This is a genomic window from Serratia sp. HRI, assembly GCF_010119335.3.
In the GTDB taxonomy this organism is placed as follows: Bacteria; Pseudomonadota; Gammaproteobacteria; order Enterobacterales; family Enterobacteriaceae; genus Serratia; species Serratia nevei.
In genome coordinates, this window is the sequence record NZ_CP083690.1 from 1,583,400 (window position 1) to 1,601,748 (window position 18,349).

Sequence of the window (18,349 nt, forward strand, 5' to 3'; positions counted from 1 at the left end):
TTAGCGCACTGCCCTGCTTCGAGTCTTATTGGTTGTAGGCGCTCTCGCCGTGGCTGTTGACGTCCAGCCCCTCGCGTTCCTGCTCTTCCGGTACTCTCAGGCCCACCATGGCGCCCGCGATCTTGAAGGCGATAAAGGCGGCGACGCTCGACCACACCAGGGTGATCAGCACGCTCACCAGCTGGATCCAGACCTGATGGCCCATCGTCACCCCTTCGGCGTAGCCGGTGCCGCCCAGCGAAGAGGCGGTGAACACGCCGGTCAGCAGGCAGCCGACGATGCCGCACACCCCGTGCACGCCGAACACGTCGCAGGTGTCGTCCACCTTCAGCCATTTCTTCAGCGTCACGACGCCCCACAGGCCGGCGACGCCGCCCACCAGGCCGATGATCAACGCCCCGCCCACGCCCACGGTGCCCGCCGCCGGCGTCACCGCAACCAACCCGGCGATCATGCCGGAGCAGGCGCCCAGCAGCGAAGGCTTGCCGCGCAGCACCCATTCGGCGAAGGTCCAGGAGAGAATGGCGCCCGCGGTGGCGACCACGGTGTTGAGGAATGCCAGGGCCGCAATGCCGTTGGCCGCGCTGGCGGAGCCGGCGTTAAAGCCGAACCAGCCGATATACAGGATGGACGCCCCGGTAAACACCATCGGCAGGTTGTGCGGTTTGAAGGCCTCTTTACCGAAGCCGGCACGCTTGCCGATCAGGTAGGCACCGACCAACCCGGCGCTGGCGGCGTTGATGTGCACCACGGTGCCGCCGGCGAAGTCCAATGCGCCGTCGGTGGCCAGGTAGCCGCCGCCCCACACCATGTGCGCGATCGGCAGATAGGACAGCGTAAACCACACAATCGCGAAGATCAGCACCGCCGAGAAGCGAATGCGTTCGGCAAAGCCGCCCACCACCAGCGCCACGGTAATGCAGGCAAAGGACGCCTGGAAGGCGACGTGGATCATCTGGCTGATGCTGCCGGTGACGCTGTCGATGCCGATGCCTTTCAGCATCGCCGTTTCGAACCCGCCGAACACCGCATTGCCCTCGCTGAACGCCAGGCTGTAGCCATACAGCACCCACAGCACGCAGACCAGCGCGAAGGTGACGGTGACCTGCGTCAGCATCGACAGCACGTTTTTGCCGCGCAGCAGGCCGCCATAAAACAGCGCGATGCCCGGCAGCGTCATGAACAGCACCAACGCGGTGCAGATCATCATAAAGGCGTTGTCGGCCTTATCAGCGACCGCCGGGGCGGCCAGGGCCAAAGAAGGAACCAGGGTTACCGAACTCAGGCCCAACATGGATAACAGTCTTTTCATTATCAATCCATCCCCATCACTTAACTGAGTTCGCGGTTACAGTGCCGATTCGTCGGTTTCGCCGGTGCGAATGCGGATCACGCGTTGCAACTCGGCAACGAAAATTTTGCCGTCGCCGATTTTGCCGGTGTAGGCGGCTTTGCTAATCACATCAACCACTTCATCCAACTGATCGTCAGCAATGGCGATGTCGATTTTGACCTTGGGCAGGAAGTTGACGTTATATTCGGCGCCGCGATACAGCTCGGCGTGCCCCTTCTGGCGGCCAAAGCCCTTCACTTCGGTTACGGTCAACCCTTGAATGCCCACGGAGGACAAGGCCTCGCGCACGTCCTCCAGCTTGAACGGTTTGATTACCACGGTCACCAGCTTCATATTGCCTCTCCACGAATTAAGCCCAAACTCACCCCTGGTACGCCTCATATGTAGCAAGGGCTGTGCCACATTTTATTTTGCATGGCGATTCAGCGGATTAGCGGGAACGCGGGCGCCGCCGCGGCGCGGCGCAGTACCGATACCTTGAATGGGTTAAATAATGCGCACTGATTTGGTGCGCGCCGCGTCGAAAAAGTGCAGAAAGGGGGCGTAGCCTGGACCAGTTGCCTGCTTGTGGTGCGTTGGGAAAAATAAGGGCCGCGATCGCGGCCCATGGGATCAGGCGGGTTGGCTCTCCTCGCGTACCGCTTCCGCCAACTGCTCGCCCGCCAGCTGCAGCTGATACATCTGGTAGTAGCGCCCCTGCTGCGCCAGCAGCTGTTGATGGTTGCCCTGCTCCACCGCCTGGCCGCGATGCAGCACCAGAATGGAATCGGCATCGACGATCGTCGAGAGGCGGTGAGCGATCACCACCAGCGTGGTGTGCTCGCGGATCACGCGCAGCGCCCGCTGGATAGCCTGCTCGGTGCCCGAGTCGATGTTGGCGGTCGCCTCGTCGAGGATCAGGATCTGCGGCGCCTGCACCAATACCCGCGCCATCGCCAGCAGCTGTTTCTGCCCGACCGACAGGTTATTGCCCTGCTCCCCCAGCCGGGTGTGGATACCCTGCGGGAAGCCGCGCACCAGACTCGCCAGCTGCACCGTTTCCAGCGCCCGCCAGACGGCTTCTTCATCGATGTTGCGCCCCAGCGTCACGTTGGCCAGCACCGAATCGGCGATCACCACCGGATCCTGTTGCACCATCGCCACGCCCTGGCGCAGCGTGCGGTGCGACAGGCTGGAGAGCGGACGACCGTCGAGACGCACTTCCCCTTCGCTGACCGGGTAATAGCCCATCAGCAGGTTAGCCAGCGTGCTCTTGCCGCTGCCGGTGTGGCCGACCAGCGCCACGAAGCCGCGTGAGGGCACCGCCAGCGAAATATGCTGCAGCACCTTTTTATCCGCACGGTAGGCGAAGCTCAGATCGGTGATATCGATGCTGCCGCCGGCCAACGGACGATCGTCTGCGCCGTAGCTTTGCTGGCTGCGATCCATCAGTTCGAAAATACGTTCGCCGGCCACCACCGCTTGCTGCAGGATTGACTGTTGTGACGTCAGCTCGATCAGCGGTTCGTTCAAACGCCCGAGGTAGTTGATGAAGGCATAGAGCACGCCGACGCCAATCACGCCTTCGCCGCTGAAGCCGAACAACATCAGCAAACCGCACAACACCAGCGCCGAAAACAGGCTGAGCAGCGGCCGCAGCAGGAAACCGTCAAGCCGCAGCGTCTGCATGCGCGCAAGATAGTGCGACTGGCTGGCGGCGCTCATGCGCTCGCCGAAGCGCACCTGCTGGCGGAATTGCTGGATCACGCCCATGCCGTTGATCACTTCGTTGAAACCGTCGTTGATGTCCGCCAGATAACTGCGCACCCGGCGCACAATCGGCGTGCTGTAATATTGATAGATGCCCATCACCACGAACACCGCCGGGAAGATGCAGATAGCCACTAACGCCATGCGCCAGTCGAGGCTGAACATCGCCACCAGCATGGCGCCGATCAGCGCGGCGCTTTTCAGCACCGTGGAGACCACCATCACGTACAGGTCCTTGATCACTTCGGTGTCGTTGGTGACGCGCGAGATCAATTGCCCGACCGGTTGCGTGTCGAAGGCGCTGAGCGGCTGGCGCAGCGCGGCGTCCATCACGTCGGTACGCAGCCGCTGCACCACGCCTACCGCCGCCTGGTTGAACAGCAGCGCCTGGAAGTAGTGCAGCGCCGCCGCCAGCAGCTCCAGCAGAATGTAGGCCGCCGCCAGCCCGCCGACAATCATCAGCGGCAGTTGCCCTTTGGCGACGTAATTATCGATAAAATAGCTGACCAGGATCGGCCCGGCGACTTCCGCCGCCGCCGCCACCCACAGCATCAGCACCGCCACCCCCAGCGGTTTGCGGTACGGCGAGCCGTAGGCCAGTAGCCGCTTCAGCGTCGGCCACAGCTTTTGCACTTTATTCATCGGCCAACGCCTCCTCGCCGTTTTCCGGCGCTTCGTCCAGCGCCGCTTCCAGCTGCTGATAACGGTACATATCGCGATACCAGCCCGGCTGCGCCGCCAGCGCCGCCGGATCGCCGCGCTGCGCCACGCCGCCGTGCTGCATCACCAGGATTTCGCTGGCTTCGGTCAATGCCGACAGCCGGTGCGCGCTGATGATCACCGTGCGATCTTGCCCCCAGCTGCGCAGGTTGTGCAGGATCTGGTGCTCGGTACGGCCGTCCACCGCCGACAACGCATCGTCGAGGATCAGGATCTCCGCATCCAGCAGCAACGCGCGCGCGATGGAGATGCGCTGTTTCTGGCCGCCCGACAGCATCACGCCGCGTTCGCCCACTTCGGTGTCATAGCCCTGCGGCAGCCGCAGAATGTCCTCATGGACGCTGGCCAACCGCGCCGCCTGTTCAATCTGCGCCTGCGTCGCCCCCGGATGACCCAGCGCGATGTTGTTCGCCACGGTATCGGAGAACAGGAACGGCGTCTGGCTCACCACCGACAGCCGCGAACGCCAGTCGTCGAGTTTGACCTGCGGCAACGGCAGGCCGTGATAGCGGATCTGCCCTTGGTCGACGTCGAACTGGCGCTGGATCAGCGACAACAGCGTCGACTTGCCGGCGCCGGTCGGCCCGCACAGCCCCAGCATCTGCCCCGGCTTCAGCGTCAGCGCCACGTCATGCAGAGCCGGATGCGGGTTTTCCGGGTAGTGGAACGCGCGGATATCCACGTCCAGCACGCCGCGGCCGGCCGGCAACGCCTGCGGGCCGTCCTGCACCGCCGGCGCCTCGTCGAGCAGGCTGCGGATGCGGCTATAGGCCGCGCTGCCGCGTTCGACGATGTTGAACATCCAGGCCAGCGCCAGCATCGGCCAGATCATCAGGCCGAGATACATCACAAAGCTGGTCAGCTGCCCGAGCGTCAGCGATCCGTTCACCACCATCCAGCTGCCGCCGCCGATGGCCAGCAGGTTAGAGGCGCCGATGGCGATATAAATGGTCGGATCGAAGCGCGCATCCACCCGCGCCACGTGCATGTTCTTGGCGCCGGTCTGCGCCGCCACCTCGGCGAAGCGGTTGGATTGGTGATCTTCCAGCCCAAAGGCCTTGATCATGCGGATGCTGGTCATGCTTTCCTGCGCCTGATCGTTCAGGCTGGAAAACGCCGCCTGTGCCGATTTAAAGCGCTGGTGCAGCTGGTCACCGTAATATTTGATGGCGATCGCCATCAGCGGCATCGGGATCAACGCCAACACCGTCAGCTGCCAGCTGATTTGGGTGCTCATCACCACCAGCACCACCAACCCCATCACCAGCGAATCCACCAGCGTCAGCACGCCTTCGCCGGCGGCGAACACCACGCGGTCCACGTCGTTGGTGGCGCGCGCCATCAGATCGCCGGTGCGGTGGCGCAGGTAGAACGCCGGGTTTTGCCGGCTGAGCTGGCGGTAAAAGTTTTCGCGCAGCTCGACCGCCAGCTGGTAGGAGGCGCCGAACAGCAACACCCGCCACACATAGCGCAGCAGGTAAACGACGATCGCGGTGCCGATCATCAGCCCGAGCCAGGCCATCAGCACGCCGGTAGACATTTGTTTTTCGGTGACGCCGTCCACGATGATGCCGACCAGCTTAGGCGGCAGCAGTTGCAGGATGGCGATGACGATCAGCAGCACCACCGCCCCGAGGTAGCGGCGCCACTCCCGGCGGAAGTACCAGCCGATTTGAGCAAATAATCTCACGCAGTTTGATTCCAGGGTTTTATGGGATTTGTCTCTTTTTCTGCTTCAGCAGAGCAGGATACCACCGTTGAGCCGCCCGTCCGGTGAACTTTTCACTCCGGCACCGGCAGCGCGGTGGTGTATTTGATTTTTTCCATGGCAAAGCTCGAGGTGACATCGATGAGGCCCGGTACGCCGTTCACCAGGCGCTTATAAAAGCCGTCGTAGCTTTTCATGTCCGCCACTTCGACCTGCATCAGATAGTCGTACTCCCCCGCCATGCGGTAGAACGCCAGCACCTCGGGCATCTGGCTGGTCAGTTGCACAAACGCCTGATACCACTCGCTGCTGTGCTGCTGGGTCTTGATCAGCACGAACGCCGTCAGCCCCAGGCCGAGCTTTTCGTTATCCAGCAGCGCCACCCGGCCGCGGATATAGCCCTCGTCTTCCAGGCGCTTCAGCCGTTTCCAGCACGGCGTCGAGGTCAAATTGACCGCATCGGCCAGCGCCTGCAGCGACTGGGTGCAATCTTGCTGCAGCATGCACAGCAGCTTACGGTCTGTTTTATCTAACATAGCGGCCACCAGGAGAAAAATTTTCTCTCATTAGGCGATTAAACAGGGAAAATGGCAATCCTTTTTTCCTGCCGACAGGCTATGCTACGCCATAAACCAGCCCCCTATTTTGAGGCCAAATCATGACAAACTCTTGGGTAAAATATGCTATCGGTGAAATAGAAGCGGATTTTCAGCGCTCCGCCGATACGCACCTGATTCGCCTGAACCTGCCGGCGTTTCCCGGCATCTGCCTGTATCTGAAGGATGAGAGCACCCACCCGACCGGCAGCCTGAAACACCGCCTGGCGCGCTCGCTGTTCCTTTATGGGCTGTGCAACGGCTGGATCACCGAGAACACCACCATCATCGAGGCCTCTTCCGGCAGCACCGCGGTGTCCGAAGCCTACTTCGCTCGTCTGATCGGCCTGCCGTTCATCGCGGTGATGCCATCCTGCACCGCGCGCCGCAAGGTGGAGCAGATCGCCTTTTACGGCGGCCGCTGTCACTTCGTCGATCACGCCGCCCAGATCTACGCCGCCTCCGAACAGCTGGCGAAAGAGCTGAACGGCCACTATATGGATCAGTTCACCTACGCCGAACGCGCCACCGACTGGCGCGGCAACAACAACATTGCCGACAGCATTTTCCGCCAGATGGCGCGCGAACCTTTCCCGGTGCCGAAACACATCGTGATGAGCGCCGGCACCGGCGGCACCTCCGCCACGCTGGGGCGCTACATCCGCTATCAGGGGCACGACACCCAATTGACGGTGGTCGATCCGGAAAATTCGGTGTTCTATGACTGCTTCCACCACGGCGATCGCACCCTGATCGGCAGCTGCGGCAGCCGTATCGAAGGCATCGGCCGCCCGCGCGCCGAGCCGTCGTTCATCCCGTCGGTGGTCGACAACATGCTGCGGGTGCCGGATGCCGCCAGCGTCGCTACCATTCACTGGCTGGAAGGCGTGTTAGGCCGCAAGGTTGGCGCTTCCACCGGCACCAACGTCTGGGGTGCGCTGCAGCTGGCGAAACAGATGCGGGAAAACGGCGAGCAAGGGGCGATCGTCACCCTGCTGTGCGACAGCGGCGAGCGTTATCTGGATACCTATTACAACCCGGAATGGGTCAGCAACAACATCGGCGATCTGCAGCCGTATCTGGCGCAGCTGGCGGATTTGTAACGCCAGGCTCCGGATAAAAAAAAGCCGGGTAGTCATACCCGGCCGGCTGTAAGGAGAACCTCATTCTTCGGGGGAATAGGTGAGGCAAGGTGAACGCAGCCAATGTTGTAAATAGTGGGCCACCGCCTGTTGCTGGCAATGGCCGATAACCGGTAGCTGCGGCAGCAGGGATTTCAGCTGCGGCAGGGCGTTGCCCATCACCACGCCGTGCCCCACCGCCCCCAGCATCTCTTTGTCGTTCATCGCGTCGCCGAACGCCATGCAGTCGGCCATCGTCAGCCCCAGATGGCGGCTCAGCCGGTCCAGCGCCGTGCCTTTGTTGCAACCGAGCGGCAGCACTTCCAGACAGTCGTAAGCGGAAAAGCACAGGTCTGCCTCGTCGCCCAGCTGTGCCCGCAGCTGCACCTGCAACGCCAGCAGCTCCTCATGCGGCGCGACAAAGCACACCTTGCTGTTGCCGAACGCCGGCAGGCGGCGCACGTCGGCCAGCTGAAAACGAAAGCCGCTCAGGTGGTGCGCTTGCAGCATCTCTTCCGGCACGGGAAACTCGGTCAGCCAACCTTCATCGCGGAACACGTGCATGCTGGCGCGGGTGCGCCAATGATGATGCAGCACCTCTTCGGCGACCGCCGCCGGCAAATCGGTGGCGTGCAGCTGTTGGCCGCGGTTGTCATACACTCGCGTGCCGTTGCCGGTGATCAGGTAACCCTGCAGCCCCAGCTGCGCCATGATCGGCTGCGCGTCGAGGTAGTGCCGCCCGGTGGCGAACGTCACCACCATTTCCCGCTCCACCAGCTGGTTCAGCACCGCCAGCGTTTCCGGGCCAACCCGGTGATCCGGCATCAACAGCGTGCCGTCCATATCGAAAGCTGCCAGGCGATACATAAAGACCTCTTGAATGTGAACGCGATTACAATCAGTGCAGTATGAGATGGTATTTGCGGAAGTAATAGTGAACAATTTGAGAAAACTGTTCCGGATTTCTGCCCATGCGCCTGGTTCACCGTCTCAGCCAATATCAACGCCTGTACCAGCAGCTCGGCAACGCGCCGGTCGCCGTGACCATCGGCGAGCTGGCGGCGATGTTCTACTGCAGCGAACGGCACGCCCGCACGCTGGTGCAACAGCTGCAGGATCAGGATTGGCTGAGCTGGCATTCGCAGCCCGGCCGCGGCAAACGCGCCCGCCTGCATTGCCTGAAAACCCCGGATGAACTGCGCGCGCAGCTGCTGCAACAGCTGCTGCAACAGGGCAACCATCAGGGGGCGCTGGAGATGGCGCAGCTCGATCCGCTGCACCTGCAGGATCTGCTCAGCCCGCACCTCGGCGGGCAATGGCAGGCCGGCAGCCCGACGCTGCGCATTCCCTATTACCGCACGCTGGAAGCGCTCGACCCACTCACGCTGACCGGCCGCGCCGAGCAACATCTGGTATCGACCCTGCACGCCGGGCTGACGCGCCTGATGACCGGTAACCCGGAACCGCAGCCCGATCTGGCGCACCACTGGCAGATTGGCGAGCACGGCCTGCGCTGGCGCTTCTTTCTGCGCAGCCAGCTACGCTGGCACAACGGTGAACCACTGACCGGCCAACAGCTGCTGCAAACGCTGGAAAAGCTGCAGCGCCACCCGCGCAGCCAACCCAGCCTGGCCAACGTCGCGCACATCAGCCTGCCACATCCGCTGTGCATCCAGTTCGATCTGCGCCTGGCGGACTATTGGCTGGCTCACCGGCTGGCGGAGCTGCCTTGCCTGATGACCCACCCGGAGCTGCCGACCATCGGCGCTGGCCCGTTCAAGCTGGCGTTGAATGAGCCGCAGCTGGTGCGGCTGGAACAGCACGCCGGTTACCATCTGCAGCATCCGTATCTGGACACCATCGAGTACTGGATCACCCCCGACCTGCCCACCGCCGGCGCCGACACCAGTTGCCAGCATCCGGTGCGCATCACCATCGGTCAGCAAGACGATTTGGCGCAGGCCAGGCCGGTGCAGCGCAGCATGAGCCTGGGCTGGTGTTATCTGGCGCTGAACCTGCGCCACGGCGTACTGAGCGAAGCCCAGGGGCAAAAGCTGCTGATGCTGATCCAGCAGTCCGGCCTGCTGAGCCGGCTGCCTATTCCCAACAGCGTGATCACCCCCAGCCATGAAATGCTGCCCGGCTGGCGTATTCCCAGCCAACGGATTGAGGAAGATGTCCCTCTGCCCGCCCGGCTGACGCTGCTGTATCGGCCGCCGGTCGAGCTGGAAACGGTGACGGTCGCGCTGCGGCGGCTGCTGGCGCAGCACGGCTGCGAGCTGGAGGTGCGTTACTACGCCGGTAAGCGCTGGCAAAGCGAGGCGCAGATCGCCCAGGCCGACCTGCTGCTGGCGGACAACCTGATCGGTGAAGCGCCGGAGGCGACGCTGGAGAGCTGGCTGCGGCAGGATACGCTGTGGCGCGGCATCCTGACGGAAAGCCGCTGGCAGCAGCAGCAGGACACGCTGCGGCAGATCCAGCAGCTGCAGGCGCAGCAACCGCGCTTCGCACAGCTGCAGGCTTATTATCAACGGCTGATGGCCGCCGCCATCATCACGCCGCTGTTTCACTACCAGTATCAGATCAGCGCGCCGCCGCGTATGCATGGCGTCACGCTAACCGCCCACGGCTGGTTCGATTTTTGCCAGGCGTGGCTGCCGCCGCCGGTGGACGACGCACCGGCCTGAGCCGAACCGCCCTGCGCTTGGCGGCCCTTTCTGCTACTATTGTCGCCGCAACGCAATTTTTATCCTGCCGCCCGAATGTGTATCGGGAGAGGCCAAAGCCCAAAAAGGTGATTTTATGAAGCGCGCGGTTGTCGTTTTCAGCGGTGGACAAGACTCCACGACCTGCTTGATCCAGGCATTGCAACAGTATGATGAAGTTCACTGCGTCACGTTCGATTACGGCCAGCGCCATCGCGCCGAGATTGAAGTGGCTCAAGAGCTGTCGGTAGCCCTCGGCGCCAAGGCACACAAGGTGCTGGACGTAACGCTGCTCAATGAGCTGGCCGTCAGCAGCCTGACGCGCGACAATATTCCGGTTCCCGCCTACGATCCCAATCAGAAAAATGCGCTGCCGAGCACCTTCGTGCCGGGCCGCAACATCCTGTTCCTGACGCTGGCGGCGATCTACGCCTACCAGGTGGAAGCGGAAGCGGTGATCACCGGCGTGTGTGAAACCGATTTCTCCGGCTATCCGGATTGCCGCGACGAGTTCGTTAAAGCGTTGAACAAGGCGGTGACGCTGGGCATCGCCCGCGATATCCGCTTTGAAACGCCGCTGATGTGGCTGAACAAGGCCGAAACCTGGGCGCTGGCGGATTATTACCACCAGCTGGATCGCGTACGCCAGGATACGCTGACCTGCTACAACGGCATCAAAGGTGACGGCTGCGGCGAATGTGCCGCCTGCAACCTGCGCGCCAATGGCCTGATGCAGTACCGGGCCAACCAGGCGGAAGTGATGGCGGCGTTGAAACAGAAGGCCGCTCTGGCCTGAGGCAGTGATGGCGGCAGCCTCTGCCGCCCGTAAGCTTACTGCAGATTATCCTTCGGCGTGAGCGCCTCCAGGTGCTCGCGCAATTCTCCTTCGATCGGCAGCGCACGCTGCGTTTTCAGATCGACACACACGAAAGTCAGCAGCGCGTCGGCCACCGGCGTCCCCGCCGGATCCTGCGTCACCTTTTGGCTCAGCACCCCGCTCTTGCCGTTGAGCTGCACCATCTGGCTGTCGATACGCAGCTTATCCCCCAATACCGCCGGGCTGCGGTAATTGATATTGATGTTCACCACGATGAAAGCGATGTTGTTTTCCGTCATCCAGCGGAACCCGGCCTCGTTCTCCAGCCATTCCCAGCGCGCCTCTTCCAGAAACTCCAGATAGCGGGCATTGTTAACGTGCTGGTAAACATCAAGGTGATAACCGCGAACTTTGATAAAGGTTTGCATAGGGAACGATCGCTCCTGCCTGGTGATTACAGAAAGAGGGAGCCGCGGCGGCTCCCTCGCCCGTTTGGTCAACGCGCCAAACTGGTAAGACCTGTAAAATGTAGCAGAGGAGTGACGGCCTCAGCGGCATTTTGCCACGCAGCCGCGACCGGGATCACATTTTCAGCCGGATGCGGTTCTTCTCAAACAGCGCCGGCCCGATGCCCGGCACCTCCTGCAACTGCTCAACCTGGGTGAACGGCCCATTCTGCTCACGGTAGCGCACGATGCCTTCCGCCTTCTTCAAACCGACGCCGCTCAAGGCGGCGGCCAACTGTTCGGCGGTAGCCTGATTGATGCTGACCGCCGCCTCCTCGGCTGTCTTGGCCATCACCGATTGCCCGCCATTGCTCGCCGGTGCTGAGAGCATGGGTGCCGGCGCCTCGGCTTTATCCACCGCGGCAGCCGGCCCCGCCAGGCACAACAGCAGCGCGGTCAGCGCAGCTTTGATGTGATGCGGGTAACCTGATAACGCTGATTTTTTCTCAGTATGTTTCATGCTGTATCCTCCTTGTGTGTGACAGCAAGGCTACCTTGCCGCGGCGGCGAATATTCAGCAATCGGCGGATATCAGATGTGGAAAAGGCCGCGAAAGCGGCCTTTGTTTGTTGCACTGCGTTGCAGAAAAATGCGGCGATTACTGAGGCTGTTGCTCAGCGGCGCCCATTTTGATCTTGGCTTCTTTACGCAGGCTCGCCAGCAGCGAATCGAAGGAAACGCCGGTCGCGCCCTCTTCCATCTTGCCGACGAAGGTTTTCATTTCGTCTTCCGGCAATGTGCCTGGCTTCACCGCATCAAGCGCGATCAGCACCACGTTGTCCTGGCGATCCTGCGACATGCCGTACACCGGTTTTCCGTCCTGCGGGTGCGGCAGCGCGAACACGCTCTCCACCAGCTGGCTGTCTTCCGGCGCGCGCGCCATCTTCTGCACGGCACCAAAGCTCAGGCCGGCGGCTTTCATCGCCTCGTCGCCCTTGCCCTGCTTCAGCTCAACCAGCAGCTTCTCGCCCTGCAGTTTCGCTTCCTGCACCGCTTTGTTGCGCTTCACCAGCTCGGCCACGCGGTCTTTCACCTGGTCGAACGGTTCGATACCTTCCGGCTTATGGCCGCTCACGCGCACCACGAAGGCGCGGTCGCCATCTACGGTGATCACGTCGGAGTTGCTGCCCGGCGCGCCGTTCTCGCCGATCAGCGAGCCGTCGAAGATCGCCTGCACGACCGGCTTGAAGTTCAGCGCGGCAGGAATGTTGTCACGGGTGAACCAGTCGCTTTGCGCCGCTTTCACGCCGGCCGCTTCTTCAGCCGAGGCCAAAGATTCGTTGTCGCTGGTCGCCGCTTCGCTCACCTTCTGCTGCAGCGCGTAATACGCGTCTACCGCTTTCTCCTGCTGCACTTGCTTGGCGATGGCGTCATGCACTTCGCTCAGCGGCTTCACTTTCTCAGGTTCGATATCGTTCAAACGCACGATCAGGAAGCCGACGGAAGATTTCACCACGCCGGACAGCTGCCCTTTCTCGGTCAGGTTAGCCTGCTTCAGCTCGTCGGCGGTGGTTTCCGGCTCCAGCCAACCCAGCTCGCCGCCGGTACGGCGTGAGATGATATCGGTGGATTTCTCTTTCGCCAGGGTGGCAAAATCGGCGCCCTTCTTCAGCTCGTCCAGCGCGGCGTTGGCTTCCGCCTCGGTTTTCAGCTGGATCACGCTGTAGTTTTTACGCTCCGGCTGGCCGTAGCTGCTCTTGTGCTGGTCGTAGTAAGCGCTGATGTCTTCTTCGCTCACTTTCACCTTGTCCTGCATGGACGCGGCGTCCAGCGAGATATAGCTCACCTTCATCTGCTCCGGTGCGATGAAGCTGTTTTTGTTCTGATCGTAATACGCCTTCAGTTCGTCGTCGCCGGCGCTCTGTTTCGCCTGCAGCGCCTTCAGATCGATGGTCGCCAGGCGCACATCGCGCTCCTGCAGCACCAGCGCCGCCATGGCTTGCGATTCGGACGGCAGCACGAAGCCGGACTCGCCGAAGGCCTGAATCAGCTGCTGATTGACCAGCTGCTGGCGCATCGACTGCGCGAAGTTGTCTGCGGTGTAGCCCATGCGGCCGATCAGGTCGAGGTATTTGGCGTTATCGAACTGGCCGTTGGTCTGGAAGTAAGGCGCCTTGCGGATAGCGTCCTTGATCTGATCGTCGCTGACCGCCAGGCCCAGCTTCTTGGCGTACTGGTCGAGCAGCATGTTGTCGATCAACTGGGACAACACCTGACGGCGCATCTGCTGCATGTAGCCTTCGTTGCCGGCCAGCGCGGAGAACTGGTCACCCAGCTGCTGCTGCATGCGGCTACGCTCGCTTTGGAAAGCCTGTTCCAGCTGAGCGCGTTCGATCGTCTGACCATTTACTTTCGCAGCATAATCGCCGGAGCCGCCGATCAGGTAGTTACCCACCCCGGTCAGAACGAATGACAGGATGATCAGGGCCAGGATGATTTTGAGCACGACGTGATTAGCAGCCGCGCGTAAATTGTCCATCATAGTGTGACAACACTCCGCTGTGATGTGGATTAACAACCCTTGTGCAGGCGCGTTCCCTGCGACAAAAATAAAAAAAGCGCATCAGTCCGATGCGCCTTGTATCTTACCTTACCAGCACCGCTGCGTCAGGTGATTGTTTATTACAAAACCCTGTTACGCTAAACGGTTAGACGCTAAATCAGTTTACAGCGTCTTTCAGCGCTTTCCCTGCACGGAAGGCCGGTACTTTGGCTGCCGCGATTTTGATCTCTTTACCGGTCTGCGGGTTGCGGCCGGTACGAGCCGAACGTTCACGCACGGTGAAGGAACCGAAACCTACCAGAGCCACGTCATCCCCTGCTTTCAGAGAGTCGGTAACGGAAGCGATTACTGCGTCTAAAGCACGTCCCGCTGCCGCTTTGGAAATATCAGCACCTGCGGCAATCTTGTCGATCAGTTGTGACTTATTCACTCTATCATCCCCTCTAGAATTCTATCGTCGCACCGAAAAATCCCTACGGTTGCGACAGCGCAGCTGTTATATCAATCCCATCGAACCTTGGCAAGCCACCGACTGGGTGGCAAAACGCGGGCCGACAGAGATCTAACTTAGCGGTACAAAAAAATACTGGCAAGTCCGAAATGGCTTGCCAGTATAAGTTTTATCAATGGTTTTTGCGATTCGTCACTATTTTGCCGCTACCGGCAGTGCGCCGAAGGCCGGGTTTTGCAACGCAATGTTCAAAACTTCATCGATTCGCTGCACCGGATGAATCTCCAGATCGGCGATAACATTGTCCGGAATCTCTTCCAGATCGCGCTTGTTCTCGTAAGGGATCAGCACGGTTTTGATGCCGCCGCGATGCGCCGCCAACAGCTTCTCTTTCAGGCCGCCGATCGGCAATACCTGGCCGCGCAGCGTGATCTCGCCGGTCATCGCCACATCGGCGCGTACCGGGTTGCCGGTCAGGCAGGAGACCAGCGCGGTGCACATCGCGATACCGGCGCTCGGGCCGTCTTTCGGCGTCGCCCCTTCCGGCACGTGCACGTGGATGTCGCGTTTCTCGTAGAAATCGGCGTTGATGCCCAATTTCTCCGCGCGCGCGCGCACCACGGTCAGCGCCGCCTGAATCGATTCCTGCATCACTTCACCCAGGGATCCGGTGTAGGTCAGCTTGCCTTTGCCCGGCACGCAGGCGGTTTCGATGGTCAGCAGATCGCCGCCCACTTCCGTCCACGCCAGCCCGGTGACTTCGCCCACGCGGTTTTCGGTATCCGCACGGCCGTAATCGACGCGCTGCACGCCCAGGTAATCTTTCAGGTTGTCGCCGTTGATCTCGATATGCTTGCGCTTCTTGTCCATCAGCAGCGTTTTCACCGCTTTACGGCACAGCTTGGAGATTTCACGCTCCAGGCTACGCACCCCGGCTTCGCGGGTGTAGAAGCGAATGATACCGATGATGGCGCTGTCGTCGACCGTCAACTCGCCTTTTTTCAGCGCGTTGCGCTCAAGCTGCTTCGGCAGCAGGTGCTGCTTGGCAATGTTGAGCTTCTCGTCCTCGGTGTAACCCGACAGGCGGATCACTTCCATACGGTCCAGCAGCGGCGCAGGGATGTTCATCGAGTTCGAGGTGGCGACGAACATCACGTCGGACAGATCGTAATCCACTTCCAGGTAGTGGTCGTTGAACGCCACGTTCTGTTCCGGATCCAGCACCTCCAGCAGAGCGGAGGCCGGATCGCCGCGCATGTCGGAAGACATCTTGTCGATCTCATCCAGCAGGAACAGCGGGTTCTTCACCCCAACCTTGGCCATCTTCTGGATCAGTTTGCCCGGCATCGAACCGATGTAGGTACGGCGGTGACCGCGGATTTCCGCTTCGTCACGCACGCCGCCCAGCGCCATGCGCACGTACTGGCGGCCGGTCGCTTTGGCGATCGACTGCCCCAGCGAGGTTTTACCCACGCCCGGCGGCCCCACCAGACACAGGATCGGCCCCTTGATTTTGCTGACGCGGCTCTGTACCGCGAGGTACTCGAGGATGCGATCCTTGACGCGCTCCAGGCCGTAGTGATCGGTATCAAGCACTTCCTGCGCCTTGACCAGGTCTTTTTTCACCTTGCTGCGCGCATTCCACGGCACCTGCAGCATCCAGTCGATGTAGCCGCGCACCACGGTCGCTTCCGCTGACATCGGCGACATCATCTTCAGCTTCTGCAGTTCCGCTTCGGTTTTCTCGCGCGCCTCTTTCGGCATCTTCGCCGCATCGATCTTGCGCTTCAGCGCTTCGTGCTCGTCCGGCGCGTCGTCCATCTCGCCCAGCTCTTTCTGAATCGCCTTCATCTGCTCATTCAGATAGTACTCGCGCTGGCTCTTCTCCATCTGCTTCTTGACGCGGTTGCGGATGCGTTTCTCGACCTGCAGCAGGTCGATCTCCGACTCCATCATCGCCATCAGGTATTCCAGACGCTCGGTGATGTCGGACATCTCGAGCACCGACTGCTTGTCGCTGAGTTTCAGCGGCATGTGGGCAGCGATGGTGTCCGCCAGACGCGCGGCGTCGTCGATGCTGTTCAGTGAAGTCAGCACCTCCGGCGGGATTTTTTTGTTCAGCTTGATATAGCCTTCAAACTGATTGATCGCGGTGCGCACCAGCACTTCCTGCTCGCGCTCGTCGATCGCTGGCGACTCAAGGTATTCCGCCTGCGCGGCAAAATGCTCACCGCTGTCGGACAGCGTAGTGATGCGTGCGCGCTGCAGCCCCTCGACCAGCACTTTTACCGTGCCGTCCGGCAGCTTCAACATCTGCAGGATCGACGCTACGGTGCCAACCGAGAACAAGTCGTTAATGCCTGGTTCATCCGTTGAGGCCTCTTTCTGTGCCACCAGCATGATCTTCTTATCGTGATCCATTGCGGCTTCGAGGCACCGAATCGATTTTTCCCGGCCAACAAATAACGGGATCACCATGTGCGGATAAACCACCACGTCGCGCAATGGCAGGACGGGGATTTCAATGCGTTCGGAACGCTCAGGGTTCATAGAGCTCTCTCTTAGTTTAATTTCCGCCAGGTTGAGGGGGAATCTCATGAGACGCAAGCATCTAACGTTTCATAAAATCTGGTTAATGAGTATATGGGGATGAATCTCTTACATTCAACGGCAAGAATGCAGGAAAAAGAAATGGGGGATGAAATCCCCCATTTTGCTGATAACGCTCTGGTTTAACTGGCTAATTATTCGCCAGATGCCTGGGCTTCCGGCTTGCCGTAAATCAGCAGCGGCTTGGATTGGCCGGCGATGACCGACTCGTCGATCACCACTTTGTCTACGCTGTCCATCGACGGCAGATCGTACATGGTGTCGAGCAGCGCGCCTTCCACGATGGAACGCAGGCCGCGGGCGCCGGTTTTGCGCGCCATGGCTTTCTTGGCGATGGCGTTCAGCGCTTCGTCGCGGAACTCCAGCTCTACGCCTTCCAGATTGAACAGCGCCTGATACTGCTTGGTCAGGGCGTTCTTCGGCTCTTTCAGGATCTGAATCAGCGCATCTTCGCTCAGCTCGCTCAGGGTCGCCACCACCGGCAGACGGCCGATGAACTCTGGGATCAGACCGAACTTGATCAAATCTTCCGGTTCGGCCTGCAGCAGCAGTTCGCCCTCGGTGGCCTTCTCGGACTCGCCCTTGACGGTCGCGCCGAAGCCGATGCCGGAGCCGGTGTTGACGCGCTGACCGATCACCTTATCCAGGCCGGCGAAAGCACCGCCGCAGATAAACAGGATCTTGGAGGTATCAACCTGCAGGAACTCCTGTTGCGGATGTTTGCGCCCACCCTGCGGCGGAACCGCGGCGATGGTGCCTTCAATCAGCTTCAGCAGCGCCTGCTGCACGCCTTCACCCGAGACGTCACGCGTGATCGACGGGTTGTCGGACTTGCGGGAAATCTTATCGATTTCATCGATATAAACGATGCCGCGCTGCGCTTTCTGCACGTCATAGTCACATTTTTGCAACAGCTTCTGGATAATATTTTCCACGTCCTCACCCACGTAACCGGCTTCGGTCAGCGTGGTGGCGTCGGCCATGGTGAACGGCACGTCCAGGAAGCGCGCCAGCGTTTCCGCCAGCAGAGTTTTACCGCTGCCGGTCGGGCCGATCAGCAAGATGTTGCTCTTGCCCAGCTCGATACCGTTGCTGGTATCGCCGTTGCGCAGGCGTTTGTAGTGGTTGTACACCGCAACCGCCAGCACTTTCTTCGCCTGCTCCTGGCCGATGACGTAGTCATCCAGGTGGTGGCGAATTTCGTGCGGCGTCGGCAGTGCACTGCGCTCACGATGCGGGGCAACTTCTTTAATCTCTTCGCGAATAATGTCGTTACACAGATCGACACATTCATCGCAGATATACACTGACGGCCCGGCAATCAGCTTACGCACTTCATGCTGGCTTTTGCCGCAAAAAGAGCAGTACAGCAGCTTTCCTGAACCGTCTTTGCGCTTATCTGTCATCAGTCAAACCTCTTTTTTAGTCTTGTCCCGCAGGAAAATCACGGCGGCAGTGCGCCCAAACTCATATCGGGAACGCCGAGGAGCCACAACAGAGCGAGCCCCT

15 protein-coding genes are annotated in these 18,349 nt (G+C 60.8%); 3 read left to right on the plus strand and 12 right to left on the minus strand.

What is annotated here, in order from left to right:
* Positions 1 to 25: 25 nt before the first annotated feature.
* From amtB to GF111_RS07785, 5 genes are all read right to left on the minus strand, one after another.
* Complete coding sequence (amtB, locus tag GF111_RS07765; protein ID WP_038876195.1) at positions 26 to 1,312, minus strand: ammonium transporter AmtB; 1,287 nt, start codon at positions 1,310 to 1,312, stop codon at positions 26 to 28.
* A gap of 36 nt (positions 1,313 to 1,348) precedes the next feature.
* Entirely contained in the window at positions 1,349 to 1,687 is a 339-nt protein-coding gene (gene glnK, locus GF111_RS07770; RefSeq protein WP_004940327.1) for a P-II family nitrogen regulator, read from the minus strand.
* A 279-nt stretch (positions 1,688 to 1,966) separates the two neighbouring features.
* Positions 1,967 to 3,745, minus strand: a complete 1,779-nt coding sequence (gene smdB, locus GF111_RS07775; RefSeq protein ID WP_117188093.1) for a multidrug efflux ABC transporter permease/ATP-binding subunit SmdB — start codon at positions 3,743 to 3,745, stop codon at positions 1,967 to 1,969.
* The gene (gene smdA, locus GF111_RS07780) at positions 3,738 to 5,513 is read right to left on the minus strand and encodes a multidrug efflux ABC transporter permease/ATP-binding subunit SmdA (protein WP_038876191.1); all 1,776 of its coding nucleotides are present in this window, start codon (positions 5,511 to 5,513) and stop codon (positions 3,738 to 3,740) included. The genes smdB and smdA overlap by 8 nt, the downstream gene beginning before the upstream one ends.
* 92 nt (positions 5,514 to 5,605) lie before the next feature.
* Positions 5,606 to 6,067 carry an Lrp/AsnC family transcriptional regulator gene (locus GF111_RS07785; RefSeq protein ID WP_004940330.1) on the minus strand — a complete coding sequence of 154 codons (462 nt, stop codon included), beginning with the start codon at positions 6,065 to 6,067 and terminating at the stop codon, positions 5,606 to 5,608.
* A gap of 122 nt (positions 6,068 to 6,189) precedes the next feature.
* Between GF111_RS07785 and GF111_RS07790 the strand changes: the two genes are divergently transcribed.
* The gene (locus GF111_RS07790; protein WP_004940335.1) at positions 6,190 to 7,230 is read left to right on the plus strand and encodes a PLP-dependent cysteine synthase family protein; all 1,041 of its coding nucleotides are present in this window, start codon (positions 6,190 to 6,192) and stop codon (positions 7,228 to 7,230) included.
* Positions 7,231 to 7,290: 60 nt separating this feature from the next.
* On the opposite strand, the gene cof is transcribed toward GF111_RS07790, so the two are convergent.
* Positions 7,291 to 8,115, minus strand: a complete 825-nt coding sequence (cof, locus tag GF111_RS07795; RefSeq protein WP_038876189.1) for an HMP-PP phosphatase — start codon at positions 8,113 to 8,115, stop codon at positions 7,291 to 7,293.
* Between the two features lie 104 nt (positions 8,116 to 8,219).
* On the opposite strand from cof, the gene GF111_RS07800 reads away from it, so the two are divergent.
* Complete coding sequence (locus GF111_RS07800; protein WP_055313589.1) at positions 8,220 to 9,935, plus strand: SgrR family transcriptional regulator; 1,716 nt, start codon at positions 8,220 to 8,222, stop codon at positions 9,933 to 9,935.
* Between the two features lie 115 nt (positions 9,936 to 10,050).
* A complete protein-coding gene (gene queC, locus GF111_RS07805) occupies positions 10,051 to 10,749 on the plus strand; it encodes a 7-cyano-7-deazaguanine synthase QueC (RefSeq protein ID WP_025301770.1) in 699 nt (232 codons plus the stop codon).
* 35 nt (positions 10,750 to 10,784) lie between these two features.
* Here queC and GF111_RS07810 read toward each other — a convergent pair whose 3' ends face one another.
* From GF111_RS07810 to clpX, 6 genes are all read right to left on the minus strand, one after another.
* A complete protein-coding gene (locus tag GF111_RS07810) occupies positions 10,785 to 11,198 on the minus strand; it encodes a thioesterase family protein (RefSeq protein ID WP_038876185.1) in 414 nt (137 codons plus the stop codon).
* Between the two features lie 154 nt (positions 11,199 to 11,352).
* The gene (locus GF111_RS07815) at positions 11,353 to 11,736 is read right to left on the minus strand and encodes a helix-hairpin-helix domain-containing protein (RefSeq protein ID WP_147190639.1); all 384 of its coding nucleotides are present in this window, start codon (positions 11,734 to 11,736) and stop codon (positions 11,353 to 11,355) included.
* A 138-nt stretch (positions 11,737 to 11,874) separates the two neighbouring features.
* Positions 11,875 to 13,758 (minus strand): peptidylprolyl isomerase, encoded by a 1,884-nt coding sequence (ppiD, locus tag GF111_RS07820; protein WP_060434022.1) that lies wholly within the window; start codon positions 13,756 to 13,758, stop codon positions 11,875 to 11,877.
* 178 nt (positions 13,759 to 13,936) lie between these two features.
* On the minus strand, positions 13,937 to 14,209 hold the full coding sequence (gene hupB, locus GF111_RS07825) for a nucleoid-associated protein HU-beta (protein WP_004940351.1): 273 nt from the start codon (positions 14,207 to 14,209) through the stop codon (positions 13,937 to 13,939).
* Positions 14,210 to 14,425: 216 nt separating this feature from the next.
* The gene (lon, locus tag GF111_RS07830) at positions 14,426 to 16,780 is read right to left on the minus strand and encodes an endopeptidase La (protein ID WP_019454189.1); all 2,355 of its coding nucleotides are present in this window, start codon (positions 16,778 to 16,780) and stop codon (positions 14,426 to 14,428) included.
* A 194-nt stretch (positions 16,781 to 16,974) separates the two neighbouring features.
* The gene (gene clpX / locus GF111_RS07835; protein ID WP_004940354.1) at positions 16,975 to 18,246 is read right to left on the minus strand and encodes an ATP-dependent protease ATP-binding subunit ClpX; all 1,272 of its coding nucleotides are present in this window, start codon (positions 18,244 to 18,246) and stop codon (positions 16,975 to 16,977) included.
* Positions 18,247 to 18,349 lie beyond the last annotated feature (103 nt).